General features: G+C 49.6%; 16 protein-coding genes. 12 read left to right on the top strand and 4 right to left on the bottom strand.

The annotated features are described in order from the left end of the window. Window positions 1–319 precede the first annotated feature (319 nt). From BLS62_RS09265 to BLS62_RS09220, 10 genes are all read left to right on the top strand, one after another. Entirely contained in the window at window positions 320–2254 is a 1935-nt protein-coding gene (locus BLS62_RS09265; protein ID WP_093188686.1) for a bifunctional 2',3'-cyclic-nucleotide 2'-phosphodiesterase/3'-nucleotidase, read from the top strand. 154 nt (window positions 2255–2408) lie between these two features. Continuing rightward, the gene (locus tag BLS62_RS09260) at window positions 2409–2867 is read left to right on the top strand and encodes a BLUF domain-containing protein (RefSeq protein ID WP_093179717.1); all 459 of its coding nucleotides are present in this window, start codon (window positions 2409–2411) and stop codon (window positions 2865–2867) included. Window positions 2868–2957: 90 nt separating this feature from the next. Then, complete coding sequence (gene mobA / locus BLS62_RS09255) at window positions 2958–3707, top strand: molybdenum cofactor guanylyltransferase MobA (protein WP_208990775.1); 750 nt, start codon at window positions 2958–2960, stop codon at window positions 3705–3707. Window positions 3708–3828: 121 nt separating this feature from the next. Next, a complete protein-coding gene (gene glp, locus BLS62_RS09250; RefSeq protein WP_093179715.1) occupies window positions 3829–5073 on the top strand; it encodes a molybdopterin molybdotransferase MoeA in 1245 nt (414 codons plus the stop codon). Window positions 5074–5334: 261 nt separating this feature from the next. Further along, a complete protein-coding gene (locus BLS62_RS09245) occupies window positions 5335–6114 on the top strand; it encodes a transporter substrate-binding domain-containing protein (protein WP_093179712.1) in 780 nt (259 codons plus the stop codon). A 432-nt stretch (window positions 6115–6546) separates the two neighbouring features. Next, complete coding sequence (locus BLS62_RS09240) at window positions 6547–7323, top strand: transporter substrate-binding domain-containing protein (protein ID WP_093188679.1); 777 nt, start codon at window positions 6547–6549, stop codon at window positions 7321–7323. A 255-nt stretch (window positions 7324–7578) separates the two neighbouring features. Next, window positions 7579–8355 (top strand): transporter substrate-binding domain-containing protein, encoded by a 777-nt coding sequence (locus tag BLS62_RS09235; protein ID WP_093179709.1) that lies wholly within the window; start codon window positions 7579–7581, stop codon window positions 8353–8355. A gap of 80 nt (window positions 8356–8435) precedes the next feature. Beyond that, window positions 8436–9146: an ABC transporter permease gene (locus BLS62_RS09230; protein WP_093179707.1), complete on the top strand. Its 711-nt coding sequence runs from the start codon at window positions 8436–8438 to the stop codon at window positions 9144–9146. Then, complete coding sequence (locus BLS62_RS09225; protein ID WP_093179704.1) at window positions 9143–10060, top strand: ABC transporter permease; 918 nt, start codon at window positions 9143–9145, stop codon at window positions 10058–10060. Before BLS62_RS09230 ends, BLS62_RS09225 begins: the two co-directional genes overlap by 4 nt. A gap of 143 nt (window positions 10061–10203) precedes the next feature. Further along, window positions 10204–11085 carry an NAD(P)-dependent oxidoreductase gene (locus BLS62_RS09220; RefSeq protein ID WP_093179701.1) on the top strand — a complete coding sequence of 294 codons (882 nt, stop codon included), beginning with the start codon at window positions 10204–10206 and terminating at the stop codon, window positions 11083–11085. Window positions 11086–11161: 76 nt separating this feature from the next. Here BLS62_RS09220 and BLS62_RS09215 read toward each other — a convergent pair whose 3' ends face one another. The 3 genes from BLS62_RS09215 to BLS62_RS09205 form a co-directional block, all read right to left on the bottom strand. Further along, window positions 11162–11650 (bottom strand): Lrp/AsnC family transcriptional regulator, encoded by a 489-nt coding sequence (locus BLS62_RS09215; protein WP_208991138.1) that lies wholly within the window; start codon window positions 11648–11650, stop codon window positions 11162–11164. A 239-nt stretch (window positions 11651–11889) separates the two neighbouring features. After that, window positions 11890–12579: a uracil-DNA glycosylase family protein gene (locus tag BLS62_RS09210; RefSeq protein WP_208990774.1), complete on the bottom strand. Its 690-nt coding sequence runs from the start codon at window positions 12577–12579 to the stop codon at window positions 11890–11892. Continuing rightward, complete coding sequence (locus BLS62_RS09205; protein WP_093179695.1) at window positions 12504–13148, bottom strand: glutathione S-transferase family protein; 645 nt, start codon at window positions 13146–13148, stop codon at window positions 12504–12506. The genes BLS62_RS09210 and BLS62_RS09205 overlap by 76 nt, the downstream gene beginning before the upstream one ends. Window positions 13149–13351: 203 nt before the next feature. Here BLS62_RS09205 and BLS62_RS09200 point away from each other — a divergent pair, with 203 nt between their 5' ends. Both BLS62_RS09200 and BLS62_RS31660 read left to right on the top strand, forming a co-directional pair. Next, the gene (locus BLS62_RS09200; RefSeq protein WP_208990773.1) at window positions 13352–14902 is read left to right on the top strand and encodes a sensor histidine kinase; all 1551 of its coding nucleotides are present in this window, start codon (window positions 13352–13354) and stop codon (window positions 14900–14902) included. 47 nt (window positions 14903–14949) lie between these two features. Next, entirely contained in the window at window positions 14950–15306 is a 357-nt protein-coding gene (locus BLS62_RS31660; RefSeq protein WP_208990772.1) for a GFA family protein, read from the top strand. Between the two features lie 220 nt (window positions 15307–15526). Here BLS62_RS31660 and cobT read toward each other — a convergent pair whose 3' ends face one another. Further along, window positions 15527–16555 carry a nicotinate-nucleotide--dimethylbenzimidazole phosphoribosyltransferase gene (gene cobT / locus BLS62_RS09190; protein WP_093179693.1) on the bottom strand — a complete coding sequence of 343 codons (1029 nt, stop codon included), beginning with the start codon at window positions 16553–16555 and terminating at the stop codon, window positions 15527–15529. Between the last annotated feature and the right edge of the window lie 350 nt (window positions 16556–16905).

Raw genomic sequence — 16905 nt, 5'->3', positions numbered from 1 at the left:
TATAAATTCACAGATATTTGCGGATTACGAAAAATATTTCATCGCGAATAAAACCTAACATCTTCTGGGTATTAGCTCCACAGTTAAGGGATCGACCTTACGTTTTGGGGAACTGCTTTCATACTCCTGATACATTAGTCCAACAAATTGCGAATAATGCATGGTATTTAAAGGCCTAAAGAAACCTCTTGCTGCTGCATACAGAGGCAGGAGGGTCGGGCGAAATACATGCTGACAATACTGTTCTGCATCTTCCACGGGCTAGGGGGCAATCGTGTCTAATCCTATTTTGATGAATCGTCGTAGTGTACTCGGCGGCATGGCAGCTACTGGTGCCATTGTCATGGTACATCCGTATTCCGTTCTTGCTAAAGAGAACACAGCGCACCTGCGCTTGATGGAAACAACGGATCTTCACGTTCACGTTGCACCATACGATTACTACGCTGATCGTCCTATGGATACAGCTGGCCTTGCCCGGACTGCGTCCATCATCAAAAAGCTGCGCGCTGAAGCCACCAACTCCATGCTGGTAGACAATGGTGACTTCCTGCAGGGCAATCCAATGGGTGATTACATCGCCTATGAGCGCGGCATGCAAGACGGTGATGTGCACCCGGTTATCAAGGGCATGAACGTACTTGGTTACGATGCCGGCACATTAGGCAACCACGAATTCAACTACGGTCTGGACTTCATGATGAAGGTTCTTTCCGGCGCGAACTTCCCGGTTGTCTCTTCCAACGTTGCCAAAGGTACCTCTCTTGCCTCCACTGGCCGTAAAGATGACCTGTTCCTGAAGCCTTACACGATCGTTGAAAAGAAGATCAAAGATGGCGGCGGCGTTGAGCACACCATCAAGGTTGGTTTTGTTGGTTTTGTTCCGCCAATGATTATGAACTGGGATTCCCGTCACCTTGTTGGCAAAGCAAGCACGCGTGACATGGTTGATGCAGCTCGCTCATGGGTTCCAGAAATGAAAGAGCGCGGATGTGATCTCATCATCGCGCTGGTTCATGGTGGTATTGCTGGCGGCTCTCATGAGGATGGTTCAGCTAACACTGCACTTCATATCGCTGGTGTGGACGGCATTGATGCTTTGTTCACGGGTCACCAGCACCAAGTCTTCCCCGGTCCTGACTTTGAAGGCATTCCGGGTGTGGATGCTGTTAAAGGCACGTTGCAGGGCAAACCTGCTGCAATGGGTGGTTTCTGGGGTTCACATCTGGGTGTGATCGACCTGATGATTGAGCGCGATGGTAACAATGGCTGGCGCATTGCCAACTTCACCACTGACGTTCCGTCCATCTACCGCAAAGAAGGCCGCAAGAAGATACCGCTCGTTTCCAACGATGAAGACGTGATGGCCGCCGTAGAAGAAGATCACAAAAAGACCCTGTCTTATGTGCGCCGTGCGGTTGGCAAGACCTCTGCTCCGTTGCATTCCTACTTTGCGCTGGTTGCCGATGATCCATCAGTACAGATCGTTTCCATAGCGCAGACCTGGTACACCAAGGAAATGCTCAAGGATACTGAATGGGCAAGCCTGCCGGTTCTTTCTGCTGCTGCTCCCTTTAAAGCTGGTGGTCGTGGTGGTGCTGACTATTACACCGACGTCCCGACTGGTGATATCGCCATTAAAAACGTAGCTGACCTTTACCTTTACCCGAACACAACACGCGCTGTGTTGATCACCGGCAGCGATGTGAAGGAATGGCTTGAACGGTCTGCTGGCATGTTCAACCAGATCGAAGCAGGCAAAAAAGATCAGCTCCTTCTGGATCCAGAGTTCCGGTCTTACAACTTCGACGTTATGGACGGCGTAACCTACGAGATCGACCTAACCCAGCCTTCCAAGTATGATGGCAAAGGTAAGGTGGCCCATCCTGATGCAAAACGTATTGTGAACCTTCAGTTTGAAGGCAAGCCAATCGATATGGATCAGAAGTTTGTGGTCGCGACCAATAACTACCGCGCAGGCGGTGGTGGTCATTTCCCTGGTATCAACGACGATGTGATCATCTTTGTTGGCCCGGATACAAACCGTGACGTGATTGTTCGCTACATTCTTGATCAGGGCACCATTAACCCTTCAGCGGACGCAAACTGGAAGTTCAAGGCTGTTCCAGACACAACGGTTCTGTTTGAAACTGGTCCTGCTGCTGAAAAGCACATCGAAGATGTTAAAGCTGTTCAGATTGAAGCCGCTGGCGAAGGTAAAGACGGCTTTGCAGTGTACCGCATTACACTTTAAGCTTCAGCACCTTAGTTGATTTTGGATAAGCGGAACCATGTGTTCCGCTTATTCTATTTAGGAAAACATATATACATATCAATGTTTTAAACGTTGTATTTTACAATTTTAGAAGAATTTTCTGTCAGGCTTCCATGAACTGGAGGAGCTGACAATGAGTGTTACGCAATTATGTTATCGCAGCCGCATTCATTGGCCTGCACTTCGTTATAGCCTTGATGATGAAGTTGAGCGGTCCCTGAGCCGTATTAGACGCATCAACTCCATGGCAGGCGTGACAGGCGCTCTTATCCTCACGGACACCCATGTATTTCAGCTACTGGAAGGCCCCTGGCCTTCAGTAAAGCGTACCTTTGAGTGTGTGCTAGAGGACAAGCGCCACTCCGACCTGACAGTTCTTTCCAATCAGAAGCAGGATTACAGACTGTTCCACAGCTGCTGGATGCACTTCTGCGATCTGCGCGATGATGCAGGCAAGCAGTATCCCAAATTCATTGGCAGCCTGCTGGCTCACCCAGACAGGACATGTAGCGAGGAAGTTATGGAGCTTTTGCTGCTGCTCTCCATGAGCATGAGCGAAAGCAATCTGACCAACCGTGTTGCCCTTATGTGATTTTCCGCAATTTGAGCTCCCCAAGGTGGTTTTGGCCACCTTTCCCAAGCACTCCCAAAGGCAATTCTCCTCCCCATTGCCTTTGGGAGTGTGCTTGATTCTAGTGCTTGGTTTTTCCTCCCCAATAAGCGGGTTGCAGTTGCAACACTGTTCTATCGCTCCTCCTCATATTCCAGTAAAACTCGCCAAACTCGTTTTGATTTTGCAGGTAGATACTTGATGATGAGCGCTGATACCTCTGACATTATTGGCTGCATTCTTTGCGGTGGGAAATCGCGACGCATGGGCGGCGCTGACAAAGCGCTGATCGAGCTTGAGGGCAGCGCGTTGCTGGAACGTGTTGTAACTCGACTTCAAAGCCAGTTGCATCAGATCGTCGTGAGTGTGAATGAACCTGGAGACCTTCATGAGGGCCTTCAACTTCCGTTACTTGCCGACAAACTGAGTGGGCATCTTGGCCCATTAGCTGGCGTTCATTCAGCTCTTTGTTGGGCACAGGAGAATGAGAAAGACGCTCACTGGGTGATGACAGCAGCAGTGGATACGCCGTTTTTCCCTGAAGATCTTGCAGGCACACTCAAAGCACACGCTGAGGATGCCTTGCCTAACCCGGTCATTTGTTCCAGCGCAGGGCGAGATCACTACACATTCGGGCTGTGGCCTGTTGCTCTGGCTGATCCGTTGAAGACTTATCTTCTTGATGGAGGTCGCAGCCTTCGCGGTTTTTTTGAAAGTTACCCGCCAAAGATTATCGAATTTGAGGTCCAAGGTGGGCTTGATCCGTTCTTTAACATAAACAGCCCTGAGGATATTCCGGTGGCCCTTGCACACATTTCCTAGATTTCTTTACAGTCGTTTGGGAAAACGCTAGGTGACTGTGAGATCTTTGATTTTTCCCAAATCCTCTTTGACCATCTTAGTGAATAAAGACAGTAGACCCCCTTGCCGTTCTGGAATGAGCATGACCCCGAAAACTCCTCTTCTTACTTTTGACGAAGCTCTTTGCCATCTTCGCGGACTTGCTGCCTGTAAAGTTGGCACTGAGGAGATCTCGCTTTATGAGGCTTATGGCCGTGTCCTCGCAAAGGATGTCATTGCCACAGGAGATCTCCCGCCGCTCGATAACTCTGCTATGGATGGATATGCTGTTTATCCCCGCTCTGCTGAAGATACTGAGGCCACCTTTCCGGTTGTGATGGAAATCTTTGCAGGGTCTGTACCGGAGCGCGCGTTGAAGCCGGGCGAAGCGGCTCGTATTTTCACTGGAGCTCCAACTCCGGTAGGGGCTGATTTTGTGGTTCCACAAGAGGACTGCATAGAGGAGGCTGGCGAAGGTAAACGGCGTGTTACGCTTTCCAAAAGCTACTCCTCAGGCTGTAATATTCGCCGCAAAGGCGAGGATCAGACCAAGGGCACACCAATCGTTGCTGCCGGTACCACTCTTCGTCCGCAGGATGTTGCTGCAATCGCGTCCATTGGACTTGGAGCAATCAAGACCTACAAGCCACTCAAAATCGGTGTTTTTTCAACTGGAAACGAGTTGCTCCGCCCTGGAACAGAGCGACAAGACGGACAGATTTTTGATGCCAACCATTTTCTTTTGCGGGGCATGCTTGCTAATTTACCGGTGGATCTGATTGATCTCGGCATATTGGCGGATAAACGTGATGTTGTTGAAGACGCCTTAGATCGTGCTTCTAAGCAGTGTGATGTTATTTTAACATCTGGCGGTGCTGGTGGTGGTGATAAAGATTTTGTCTCAGCGACGCTGGCGAAGCTTGGCAAAACAACATTCTGGCATTTGGCTGTTAAGCCGGGGCGTCCGTTTATGGTTGGGGAGCTACCAAGCTGTGTGTTTATTGGTTTGCCGGGCAACCCAGTTGCCGCAACCGTGGCCTTTGCATTCCTTGCCCGTCCGCTTATTGAGGCTTTGGCGGGATCAGAGTTCAAACCTGCACAACGCCAGTTCATCCCTGCTGGTTTTGAGATAAAAAACAGAAAACAAGGACGCCGTGAGTTCCTACGTGGGAGACGTATTTTTGCCGATGGACACGTTTCACTCAGCAAATACCACAGTGATGGATCTGCGCTTTTGTCTTCTCTCACGTTCGCCGACGGCTTTATTGAACTGACTGAGGATGTCACAGTTATTGAAAAAGGCGACCTGCTGCCTTTCATCAGCTTCGACGAAATTGGCCTCAACTAATTTCTTGGACTCGCGCTTTTTGGACTCATGCGCGAGTCTTTTCCACGTTTAGATCTCAAGTTGTGAATTTAACAGTTTCACCCCAAAACATGCGAAATATTGCAAGATCTTGCCCTGCTTCATCGTCAGTTTGCTATTAATTAGCCTAATATGCCTGCTAACTAGGTTGATCTACGGATATTTTTAGTGAAACATAAGCCTCGGTTATGCAGGCGCCTACCTTAAGAAGCCCTGCCAAGATAATTAATTCGGGGACATACTATGCGTATTATGCGTTTGGCAGCAGTAGCAGCAATTGCGTTGGCAGCAGTTTCTGGCGCGGAAGCGAAAGATTGGACAAAGGTTCGTATGGGCACCGAAGGCGCCTACCCTCCGTTCAACTTCACAACCGCTGACGGGACTCTGACCGGCTTTGACGTGGAAATTGGTAACGCTCTTTGTGACGAGCTGAAACTTGAATGTACATGGGTTACTCAGGATTGGGATGGCATTATCCCAGGTCTGGTGGCTGGCAAGTACGACACGATCCTTGCATCCATGTCCATTACTCCAGAGCGTATGGAAAAGATCGCCTTCTCTGCTAAGTACTACAACACACCACCAGCAATCGCTGTTCGCAAAGATTCCGAGTTGGCTTCTGCAACTCCAGAAGGCCTTAAAGGTATTCGTCTTGGCGCACAGGGCAGCACCACTCACTCTCAGTTCGCTGAAGAAGTCCTGAACGGGTCTGACGTTGCTCTTTACCCAACAGCAGAAGAGTACAAGCTGGACCTTGAAAATGGCCGTGTAGACGCTGTTGTTGATGATGTGATGGCACTTGAGCAGTGGATCGGTTCTGATCAGGGTTCATGCTGTAAGATCCTTGGCACAATGGAGTCTGTTGAGGCAATCCACGGCAAGGGTGCAGGCATTGGCGTTCGTAAGGGCGATGAAGAGCTTGCAGCTATGTTCACCAAGGGCATCTCCGCTTTGCGTGCAAACGGCAAATACAAAGAAATCAACGACAAGTACTTCAAGTTCGACGTGTACGGCGGCGAATAAGAGATCCTATGCTTCCAGCTTAAGTAGCTGAAAGTGAACTGATTTTTATACCCTCGGGTGGCTTTGCTGTCCGGGGGTATTTTTTTGCCCCGACAGAATGCTAGGTCAACTTTCCAGTTTGGTAAATTGGAGGCCACATCTCCGCCAAAATGGCGTGAGCCGGTGATTCACAGCTGGATCTCCATAGTCGTTCTTTGCACCTGATCAAAAGTGAGAATTCACCGGTAACTATCGCTCTAGGGGAATTTTTTTCCACAGTATCCGTTATTATCGCGGATATCACTTCACAGTAACGGCGAACAGTGCATTTTCCTTCATGGGTCACCGTTATTTCGGTTGATCTCTCAATAATTTTTATTAGTGTTTCCGACAACAGATGCAAAGCGCAACCTCCAGATCGCCACTTTGCCAATTAAGAACAAGGATGCACGCATGTCTTTCACCCGTTTGGCTCTTGCCGCCATTTTGAGTATTTCTGCCGTTTCAGCAAGCCAAGCTGGCGATGCCACAAAGCTGCGTGTTGCCACCGAAGGCGCCTACCCTCCCTTTAACTACACTGGCGCTGATGGTGTTTTGGTTGGCTTCGACGTGGAGATTGGCAATGCTCTTTGTGCGCAGATGAAAGTGGAGTGTGAATGGGGGACGCAGGAATGGGATGGTATGATTCCGGGCCTTGTTGCTGGAAAATACGATGCGATCATTGCAAGCATGTCCATTACCGAAGAGCGCCTAGAGCGGATTTCCTTCTCCCGCAGCTACTACAACACGCCATCAACCATTGTCGTCCCTAAGGGATCAGAGATCACTGAAGTCACTGTCGCCGCTTTGAGTGGGCGTTTGATTGGTGCACAGGGCGGCACCACACATTCTGTTGTTGCTGAAGAAATTTACACTGACTCCAATATTTCCCTTTACCCGACCTCCGAGGAATACAAGCTCGATCTGGAAAATGGCCGTCTGGACGCCGTCATTGACGATCTGGGTGCTCTGGAAGGTTGGATCAATTCAGAAGCAGGTTCCTGCTGTAAGATCATCGGTACTTTGCCAATTCAAACAGAGCTTCACGGTCAGGGCATTGGCGTCGGTGTGCGTAAAGGGCAGGAAGAACTGGCGGATAGGTTCTCTCAGGCAATCCTCGCAATCCGCGAAAACGGCACCTACACAAAAATTAACGACAAATATTTCTCTCAGGATGCTTTCGGGGAATAAATCACTCAAAACTCGTCCCAGAATCGTAAATTGGGAATTTTTACCTGTTTGTTGACCACCATTTTGGAGAAGGAAATCTCACTAAATTGATCAAAGTGAGAACTCTCTTCTCGCAAATTGGAATAAATTGCGCATTTCACCTCCAACACACGATCAATTGAGTTGATATATGACAATATTTATTCAATTATGCGCGCGGCTGTGCAGGGGGTCAGAAAACACGTTCCCTGCCAAGAATTCTAAAGGGGAATACAAATGGGTTTCATGCGCTTTGCCTCAGTGGCAGCTCTCGCACTTCTTGCGTCAACGCAGATTCAGGCAAAAGAATGGACGAAAGTTCGCATTGGCACTGAAGCCTCTTACCCTCCATTTGCTTACACCACTGCTGATGGTGAGCTGGCTGGGTTTGAGATTGAACTTGGCAACGCATTGTGCGCGGAAGCTAAGGTTGAATGTGAATGGTTGCCGGTTGATTGGGATGGTCTGATCCCGGGTCTGGTCGCTGGCAAATACGAAGTCATCATGGCATCCATGTCCATTACACCTGAGCGCAAGGAACGCATTGATTTCTCTGCAAAGTACTACCAGACACCTCCAGCCGTGGTGGTACCAAAAGACAGCAAGTTCACGGAAGCCACCGTTGAAGGAATGGCTGGCGCGCTGGTGGGCGCACAGGTGGGGGCAACGCACGCAGTGTTTGCAGAAGACGTTCTGACTAAATCGGAAGTATCACTTTACCCTACTGCTGATGAATATAAACTCGATTTGGAAAGTGGTAGACTGGATGCTGCAGTTGATGACGTAGTAGTTCTTTCTGATTGGTTGAATTCAGAGGAAGGTGCCTGCTGTAAACTATTGGGTACCATGTCACCTATTCCAGAGATACATGGTGAAGGCGTTGGTGTCGGCGTTCGTACGGGCGCACAAGACTTGGCTGATCTATTCTCCAAAGCGGTTATTGCTTTGCGTGAGAATGGAAAGTACAAAGAGATCAACGATAAGTATTTCGACTTTGACGCTTATGGTGAGTGATAAGCGTTAGGCTGTTGAACAATCCTACGGCGGAAACTGGTTTTCCGCCGTTCTAAAAAAGAATAGGGGTAATCCCCGTAATGAATGAGATTTTGACGCTTCTGTCTTTTGGGGACATGGGTTGGGGAGACGAGATAGCGCGCGGCGTTATCATGACTGTTTCTCTGGCTGCTGCAAGCCTTCCGTTTGGTTTGTTGTTTGGGTTTTTGCTTGCGCTTGCAAAGAAGTCTGAGGAGCCTTCTTTACGTGCTGCAGCGAATGTTTACACAACGATCTTCAGAGGACTCCCTGAGCTTTTGACATTGTTCCTTGTGTATTACGGTGGCCAGATCCTAATCCAACAATTTCTGGCCCTGTTTGGCGAATTCTATTTTGAAGTGAATGCATTTATTGCTGGCATGGTTGCCTTATCATTGGTGTTTTCTTCTTACGCTTCCGAGGCCTTTCTTTCAGCATTTCGCGCAATCAACAAAGGTCAGTATGAAGGCGCAAATGCCTTAGGCCTTGGATATGTGCAGACGATGCGATTGATTATTTTGCCTCAACTGGTGCGCCTTGCATTACCAGCTCTGAGCAACCTTTGGCTCATCCTGCTCAAGGAAACCTCGCTGGTTTCCATTATCGGTTTGGCTGATATTATCCGCTATTCCAATATGGCTGCCCGCACAACAAAAGAACCATTCCTGTTCTTCTCAGTCGCCTGCGGGATTTATCTCGTGCTGGCCATCATCTCTTCAACAGGCATTAATCGCCTCGACACTTGGGCGAAACGTGGGGAGACTTCCAGATGAGCGATGCATCGATAGGCACTCCGGCCCATTTCGTTCAAGACAAAGCTCTTGAAGCCAAGGCGCCCCCACCGTTGCCAACCTCTCGTGATTGGACCGTTGCCCGTATTGCAGGCACAACGTGGCTCACGCTCTGGATCATTAGTGGACTGGGCATTCTCTGGTTTTTGCTGAATTCCAACCATGTTGCGCTGGTGTTTGCAGATGGCGGGATTTTGCCTGTCTCAATCACCCACAATGCTAAGTTCCTTATCAAATACGGCGGCAAGTTTATTTCCGGCTTCATCATCACGATGCAGCTTGTTGGAACGTCCATACTGCTGGGTGTATTGCTTTCTATCCCTATGACTTTCATGCGGATGAGTAAGAGCCGGATCCTTGGTGGCATTGCCTACGGGTATGTCTACTTCTTCCGCGGCACGCCCTTGCTGGCACAGGTCTTCCTGATTTACTACGGCGCCGGCACCTTCCGGGATCAGTTACAATCCATTGATATCTGGTGGTTCTTTCGCGATGCGTGGAACTGTGCAGTGCTCGCCTTTACGCTGAACACTGCTGCGTATCAGGTTGAGATCCTGCGTGGATCTATTCAAAATGTTGCCAAAGGCCAATGGGAAGCTGCTTCTGCTCTTGGATTGCCAAAATGGGTCACATTCTGGAAAATCATTCTGCCGCAAGCGCTGATCGTCTCTCTGCGTCCTTATGGCAACGAGATCATCCTGATGATCAAAGGCTCCGCAATTGTTGCGATCATCACCATCTACGATCTCATGGGTGAAACACGGCGCGCTTTTTCTCGCACCTACGATTTTCAGGCTTATGTCTGGGCGGCGATTGCCTATCTGGTAATGGTTGAGATCCTGCGCCGGGTGTGGGACCGCTTCGAGGCAAGACTGACACGGCACCTGAAACGCTAGGCATCTATTCTTCAAAAAAACTCAAAAGCGCAGGTCAAAACACCTGCGCTTTTTTCGTAGGTAAATCTCGTTGTTTCGCATGGCAACTCACAATGAAGCTGTTAGGGTTGGTGCGCTTTGATTCATGAATGAAGGAAATTCCGATGGCGAAGGTCGCGTTTATTGGTTTGGGCGTTATGGGTTATCCAATGGCGGGTTACCTTGCCACGAAGGGTGGACATGACGTTACGGTTTACAACCGGACTACTGCAAAAGCCGAAGCTTGGGTGCAGCGATATGGTGGATCACATGCTTTGACGCCTTCTGCGGCGGCTGAGGGCTGTGATCTTGTTTTCGCTTGTGTCGGGAATGATGATGACCTGCGCTCAATCACCATTGGTGAGCACGGTGCATTTCAGAGCATGAAGGCAGGCTCCATTTTTGTGGACCACACCACAGCATCTGCGCAGGTGGCTCGCGAGCTGGATGAAGCTGCAACGGCTGGTGGCTTCTCCTTCCTCGACGCTCCCGTTTCCGGTGGTCAGGCGGGCGCTGAGAACGGAGTTCTGACTGTGATGATTGGCGGGCAAGAAGCAGCCTTTGATCGTGCAAAACCATTCATCGATTGCTTTGCAAAGTTTGCTGGTCTGATGGGGCCTGCTGGCTCTGGTCAAATGACCAAAATGGTGAACCAGATTTGTATTGCCGGTTTGGTTCAGGGGCTTTCTGAAGCGATTCATTTCGCGCAGAAATCTGGTCTCGATGTTGAGAAAGCCATTTCAGCAGTTCGTGGTGGTGCAGCTCAATCGTGGCAGATGGAAAATCGTTGGGAAACCATGCGCGATGGTCAATTTGAACATGGCTTTGCGGTGGACTGGATGCGCAAGGATCTCAAGATCTGCCTTCAGGCTGCTGATGAAGTTGGTGCACGCCTGCCTGTGACAGCGCTCGTCGATCAGTTCTACAGCGAAGTTCAGGGTATGGGCGGTAACCGCTGGGATACATCCAGTCTCATCGCTCGCCTCAACAACGCTGATAAGAAGTAAGCGATTATGTGACTAAAAAAAGCCCCAGCTCAGCGGAGCTTGGGGCTTTTCAAAATAACGTTTTCCCGATGAGGAGCTAGGACAAATTGTTCTTTGGCTTCTCCGCGATAATGTAGGATAGCGGCAGCTGAGTTGTGTATTTGATCTGTTCCATAGCGAATGATGTAGAGACATCGGAAATTTGAACCTTCGAAATCAATCTCTTATAGAAATCATCATAGGCATCGATATCCGGCACGGCAACACGCAGCAGGTAATCAACCTGCCCTGCCATTCGGTAGAATTCCACCACCTCGGGAAAGTCACTGATCACGTCGGCAAACTTGCGTAGCCAATCATCTGTATGTTGACTCGTGGTGATCGCGACAAAGGCGGTGACCTTGGCGTTCACCTTCTTTGGGTCAAGCACAGCAACACGGCGTGTTATAACGCCATCTTCTTCCATTTTTTGAATACGGCGCCAGCAAGGGGTTGTAGACAGGCCAACGCGGCGGCCAATTTCTGCAACTGGAATGGTGCTATCTTCTTGAAGAATGGACAGAATGCGTCGGTCGATCCTATCGATCATATTATACCCCTAACTCCCGCCCGTTATCATGGTCGGCGCAAAATCATTGCAGAAAGCATAGGGCGTGGTGGAAACCTATTCCAGCTCCAAATGCTAAGTTATTTGCCATATTATAGGTTTTCATTCTACGCTGGGTAAACCTATTGAAAATAAGTTCCAATCACACTCCAGCATCTCTCAAATGAAGAAATCTAATCCCATTATACTGGAATGATAAAATCAGAATCTCCAATCGCTTAGTATATTAAGCGATCAACCTCTTCTTTCAGGATTGGGAGCAGTTCGTTCTCAAACCAAGAATTCTTTTTTATGTGTCCATTGTTGCGCCAGGAGGGATGAGGGAGCGGGAGAACTCTTGGGCCTTCGCCCTTTGCATGGCGCTCGCAGGTCTGGTCCCAGATATTGCGAAAGTCAGCGATTGTTTCCCAAAGCCGAGGCTTGGTCAACTCAGGCATGTGATAGGCCTGTGCGTAGCCGCCTATTGCCAACAGCGTTTCAATTTGTAGCATAGAACTGAAAACCTCAGTATGCCATGTCCGTTTGCATTCCGTGCGCGGTGGCTTATCTCCACCTTTGGAATCCAGCCCCGGAAAACAAAAGCCCATGGGAATAATTGCAAGTTTGGAGGCATCATAGAACAGGTCTTCATCAATCCCCATCCAATCCCTCAAACGATCCCCTGAGGGGTCTGTGAAGGGCTTGCCGGAGGCGTGAACGCGCGTGCCAGGTGCCTGGCCGCAAATAGCTATTCGTGCCGTTGCTGAAAGCACAACAACGGGTCTGGGTTGATGGGGCAAGGCCTGCCGAATGGGAGTTTCAACACATACGCGGCAAGCTGTAATACGATCCTTCAGGCGCTGGAGGTCTCTTTCATGATCTGAAGAGCTGCCTGAACACCCGGTCTTTTTGTCATTTGTACAAACCATCTACGTAGATTAACAAGTTCCTCAGGCACATGCAGCCTAATAACGCGGCCAAAGTTCATGGCTGTGTAAGTTGTGATGTCAGCAACAGAAAAACGGTCACCAGCAACAAACTGGCTCTTTTCCAATTGAGCATCAAAGTATCCGAGAGTCTCGACCGCTTTGGCCCGGTTCGCTTCACCCCATTCAGCTATTTGTGGTTGCTCCAATAGTGCCATAGCAGGATTGGTGTGGCGGAAAATATGCGCGATGTGGGTGAGCAAGCCCATGTCAGCACGGCGGTTCCACATTTCAATAAGCGCCCGTTCCTTGGCTGTTTGCCCATGAAGAGGCTTAATCGGATTCATCTCTTCAAAATACCAGCAGATTGCGGAGGACTCCGCAATCACAGTCCCACCATCCATGACTAGAACGGGCAATCGCTGAAACGGATTAATCGTTTTAAACTCCTCCGCCTTCAATTCGCCATTCATGAAATCTACATAAGATGTGTTAACCTTAATTCCCTTTTCAGCGAGAAATAAATTCACTCGAAAAGGGTTAGGAGCCTTGCGATGGCTATAAAGTTTCAATGGTGCCTCCCTGCAAGTATGAGCTGTTGCCCCGACAACCTAATGGAGAAACTGTCCCAAAATGGGGCGACATCATACAGTTTCCAATTGCTAGTATACTAAAAATTAACCTTATGAATCAGAGCAATCTTAAGAGATCATGTTCATTCTGGTCAAAAGGGCAAGTATCCCATCAATCTATTGGCACATAGAGGCCGAAAAACATGAACACAAGATCGTCGCAGAGTAGTAAGGACAAGACAACGATTAATCACGCACGTGCAAATCGTCGGCGTGAAGTTGCACGTACCGTAAAGGACGCCCGTGAACGTCTTGGTACTGTGGAGGGTGTGCGCCCCAGCTTTGAAGCAGATCTTATTTTGATGTTTGTGAAGAATCGATTGTCGGTTGCTTATGCCATGCCGATGATTGCAATTGTCATAGCAACCATCTCAAGCGTCTGGCTTCCGCTTGAAGTGGTTGGGGCCTGGCTCATTGCCATGTTGCTCGCACACTCTTTGATTATCCTCTCCACGAAACGCATGGAATACAGTCTGAGCATTGAGGGTAATCTGCGCTCTATTCGTAGGGAGTTGTTTGCTGGTGACATGCTCTATGGCATTGTCTGGGCGATCTTTTTCATCAGCAACTTACGATACAATACGGATTACGGGTTCGGTGTCTTTCAGTTTGCGACCATGCTTATCGTTATCGCCATGGCGACCATGTTATCCTCTCCCCTGCCGGGCGCGCTTCTGGCCGCGACGCTTCCGATAACAGCCGCTCTTATCTTCAGTTTCTGGCAATATGACAGCATGCCCCATTACGCTATGGGGTTTATGGCCATTGGGGCTCAGGGTTTCTTTTACATCCTCAGCAAACAGCTCCACAGCTCAGCCTTGACGCTTTTAGAATATCGAGCGGAGAAGGATCACCTGATCTCGGAGATGGAACAGGTCAACGCGATTTCTCAAGAAGCTCGGCGACGGGCTGAGGAAGCCAACCTTGCCAAAACCCGTTTTCTTGCAACGATGAGTCATGAACTTCGCACGCCATTGAACGCCATTCTTGGATTCTCCGAGGTGATGAAAGACGAAGTTCTCGGCCCGATGGCCAGCAAGGTTTATCTGGATTATTCCAATGATATCAATCAGTCCGGGCAACATCTGCTCAATCTCATCAACGAGATCCTTGATCTGTCTCGCATTGAGGCGGGTCGTTATGAGTTGCAAGAGGAGCCTGTTTGTCTGCGCGATGTGGCGGCGGCATGTAAACACATGATGCACATGCGGGCTGCGACCAAGAACATCGAGATCCACGAGGCCTATGAGAAGGGCTTGAGCAAAGTCTGGGCGGATGAAAAAGCGTTGCGGCAGATGGTGTTGAACCTCCTGACAAACGCAATCAAGTTTACGCCGCTTGACGGTGAGATCTCCATTCATGTTGGAACTGATGCAAAAGGCGGCCAGTATATCTGCGTCAGCGATAATGGTGCTGGCATTCCGGAGGAAGAGATTCCCATTGTATTGCAAGCCTTTGGACAGGGTACGCAAGCCATTCAAGATGCTGAGCAAGGCACTGGCCTTGGCCTTTCCATTGTGCAGGCTCTTGCCCATATGCACGAAGGTAGTTTTAAGCTCACCTCCAAGCTGCGTGAGGGTACGCAAGCGACCATTACGTTGCCGCCTAAGCGCGTCCTCCGCCATATTGACCCAATTGAAACGCCAGGCACCAGCACTCGCAAAAGTAGGGAGCCCTTGCTTCGCGCTGGGTAAGCGTCTAGTTTTCCGGGTTACTTTATATACTTGGGGGACTGATTTTTATGCTTCGTGGTTCTTGCCATTGCGGCGCAGTTAAATTTGAATATCGTGAAGAACCTGAATGGCTTACTGAGTGTAACTGCTCTGTTTGCCGGCGTTTTGGAACTGTATGGGCGCATGGTTCACCCAAGAACGTGACTATTGAAAAAGATCCGGATGCCACTTTCGCCTATGTTTGGGGCGATAAGTCGCTGGAGTTCCACACCTGTAAAACCTGCGGAAACACCACGCACTGGGCGCCAACAGACCCGGATGGGGAAACGATGGCTGTGAACACACGCATTGTGCCAGCTAAAGATGTCTCGGAAATCCGTGTACGTCATTTTGATGGGGCGGATACCTGGCGCTTTCTTGACTAAATGATTTCGTCAAAACAGCGCTTGCGTTGAAGTTTGCGTTGGTTTGCAAGGACCCTGCATTTTTTGCGTGGTTTTGTAAAAATGCAAAAAGGCTGCCCGGCTTATTCTTGTCAGGCAACCTTTTTTTTGCGCGTATCCTAATCCGAAAACCGGCGTCCACTTTTCGGGGATACGCTGTAACTTATCCCCTTCCACGACCGGAGGGGCTATGATGTTTTTATCAGGTCTGACCTTCAACAGCTGCTTCTGCAAAGGTTGTCATGCCGGCGTGGGTTGCAGCAGCGGCTTTGATGATGCCGGCTGCTATGGCTGCGCCAGAGCCTTCACCAAGGCGCATCCCCAGATCCAGAATTGGCTTGCCGCCCATTTCAGCAACAGCCTTGCGGTGTGCTGGTTCAGCTGAGGCATGAGAGAAGACGCAATGGTCCAAAGCAGTGCTATCCATTTTGTACAGGATGGCGGCTGCGGCGGATGTCACGAAGCCATCGATAACCACAGGGACCTGCTGCATGCGTGCTGCCAGAATAACACCAGCCATTGCTGCAAATTCTCGACCGCCGATGCGGCGCAGAATTTCCAGTGGCTCCAGCTTGCCAGCACCGCCGATACGCTGCACGGCTTTTTCGACAACAGCAATTTTGTTCTTCAGCGCGTCGCCTGCAACACCGGTGCCCGGGCCAACCCACTCTTCTGCTGTGCCACCAAACAATGCGTAGAAGATCGCAGCCGCAACGGTAGTATTGGCAATGCCCATTTCGCCGATGCACAGCAGATCTGTGCCCCCGGAAATGGCTTCCATGCCAAATGCCATGGTTGCTGCACATTCGGACTCGTCAAAAGCGTCTTCCTCGGAAATATCCGGAGTTGGCAGTTCCAGAGCGAGTTCAAACACCTTCAGACCAAGGTCGTAAGCAATGCAAAGTTGGTTGATAGCTGCACCACCGGCAGAGAAGTTGGACACCATCTGTGCCGTCACTTCCTTGGGAAATGTAGACACGCCTTTATCTGCCACGCCGTGGTTTGCCGCAAACACTGCGACCAGTGGGCGGGTTACTTTTGGAACTGGCATGCCTTGCCAAGCTGCGAGCCATTCCACCAGCTCCTCCAAACGACCAAGGGAGCCGAGTGGCTTGGTGAGCTGCGCATCGCGTTTTCTGACAGCTTCAACGGCTTCAAGACTTGGGCCGGGCATTGCCCCCACCAGATTTTTAATATCGTCGAATGGTAGGGCTGACGTGGCTAGAGACATACGTTTCTCCAAAAGGCTACAAGCTGCCGTGCCTGATCTGATCAGAACAAACAGCTTTCACTATGTTTTCTCGCGTACTCCTATCCAAAAACGAGGTCCCAATTTTTGCCGATTACGCATTTCATCCTGCGTACTCCAATCCAAAAACCAATCCTCCTTTTCGGGAGTCCGCTCTAATCCGCAAATGTGGCTTTTGCGGTTTTTGTTCGTGCTGATCTATAAGCAACTGGAGGCAGAATACAAATGCGACTTATCAACTGTTTGTGTTTTGTGTATTTTGCAAACTACAAATTGTTGTTCTAACTAGATTCAGATATTTTTAGTGCCTATTTCGACAGACAGAGATTCTC

Origin of the sequence: Pseudovibrio sp. Tun.PSC04-5.I4, from assembly GCF_900104145.1 — a bacterium.
GTDB lineage: Bacteria > Pseudomonadota > Alphaproteobacteria > Rhizobiales > Stappiaceae > Pseudovibrio.
This window is presented reverse-complemented; position numbering and strand designations above follow the sequence as displayed.

Bases quoted from the DNA above. Each gene is read 5' to 3' on its own strand.
- BLS62_RS09265 (WP_093188686.1), top strand. From the start codon at position 320: ATGGCAGCTACTGGTGCCATTGTCATGGTACATCCGTATTCCGTTCTT.
- BLS62_RS09260 (WP_093179717.1), top strand. From the start codon at position 2,409: ATGAGTGTTACGCAATTATGTTATCGCAGCCGCATTCATTGGCCTGCA.
- glp (WP_093179715.1), top strand. From the start codon at position 3,829: ATGACCCCGAAAACTCCTCTTCTTACTTTTGACGAAGCTCTTTGCCAT.
- BLS62_RS09245 (WP_093179712.1), top strand. From the start codon at position 5,335: ATGCGTATTATGCGTTTGGCAGCAGTAGCAGCAATTGCGTTGGCAGCA.
- BLS62_RS09240 (WP_093188679.1), top strand. From the start codon at position 6,547: ATGTCTTTCACCCGTTTGGCTCTTGCCGCCATTTTGAGTATTTCTGCC.
- BLS62_RS09235 (WP_093179709.1), top strand. From the start codon at position 7,579: ATGGGTTTCATGCGCTTTGCCTCAGTGGCAGCTCTCGCACTTCTTGCG.
- BLS62_RS09230 (WP_093179707.1), top strand. From the start codon at position 8,436: ATGAATGAGATTTTGACGCTTCTGTCTTTTGGGGACATGGGTTGGGGA.
- BLS62_RS09225 (WP_093179704.1), top strand. From the start codon at position 9,143: ATGAGCGATGCATCGATAGGCACTCCGGCCCATTTCGTTCAAGACAAA.
- BLS62_RS09220 (WP_093179701.1), top strand. From the start codon at position 10,204: ATGGCGAAGGTCGCGTTTATTGGTTTGGGCGTTATGGGTTATCCAATG.
- BLS62_RS09210 (WP_208990774.1), bottom strand. From the start codon at position 12,579: ATGGTTTGTACAAATGACAAAAAGACCGGGTGTTCAGGCAGCTCTTCA.
- BLS62_RS09200 (WP_208990773.1), top strand. From the start codon at position 13,352: ATGAACACAAGATCGTCGCAGAGTAGTAAGGACAAGACAACGATTAAT.
- BLS62_RS31660 (WP_208990772.1), top strand. From the start codon at position 14,950: ATGCTTCGTGGTTCTTGCCATTGCGGCGCAGTTAAATTTGAATATCGT.
- cobT (WP_093179693.1), bottom strand. From the start codon at position 16,555: ATGTCTCTAGCCACGTCAGCCCTACCATTCGACGATATTAAAAATCTG.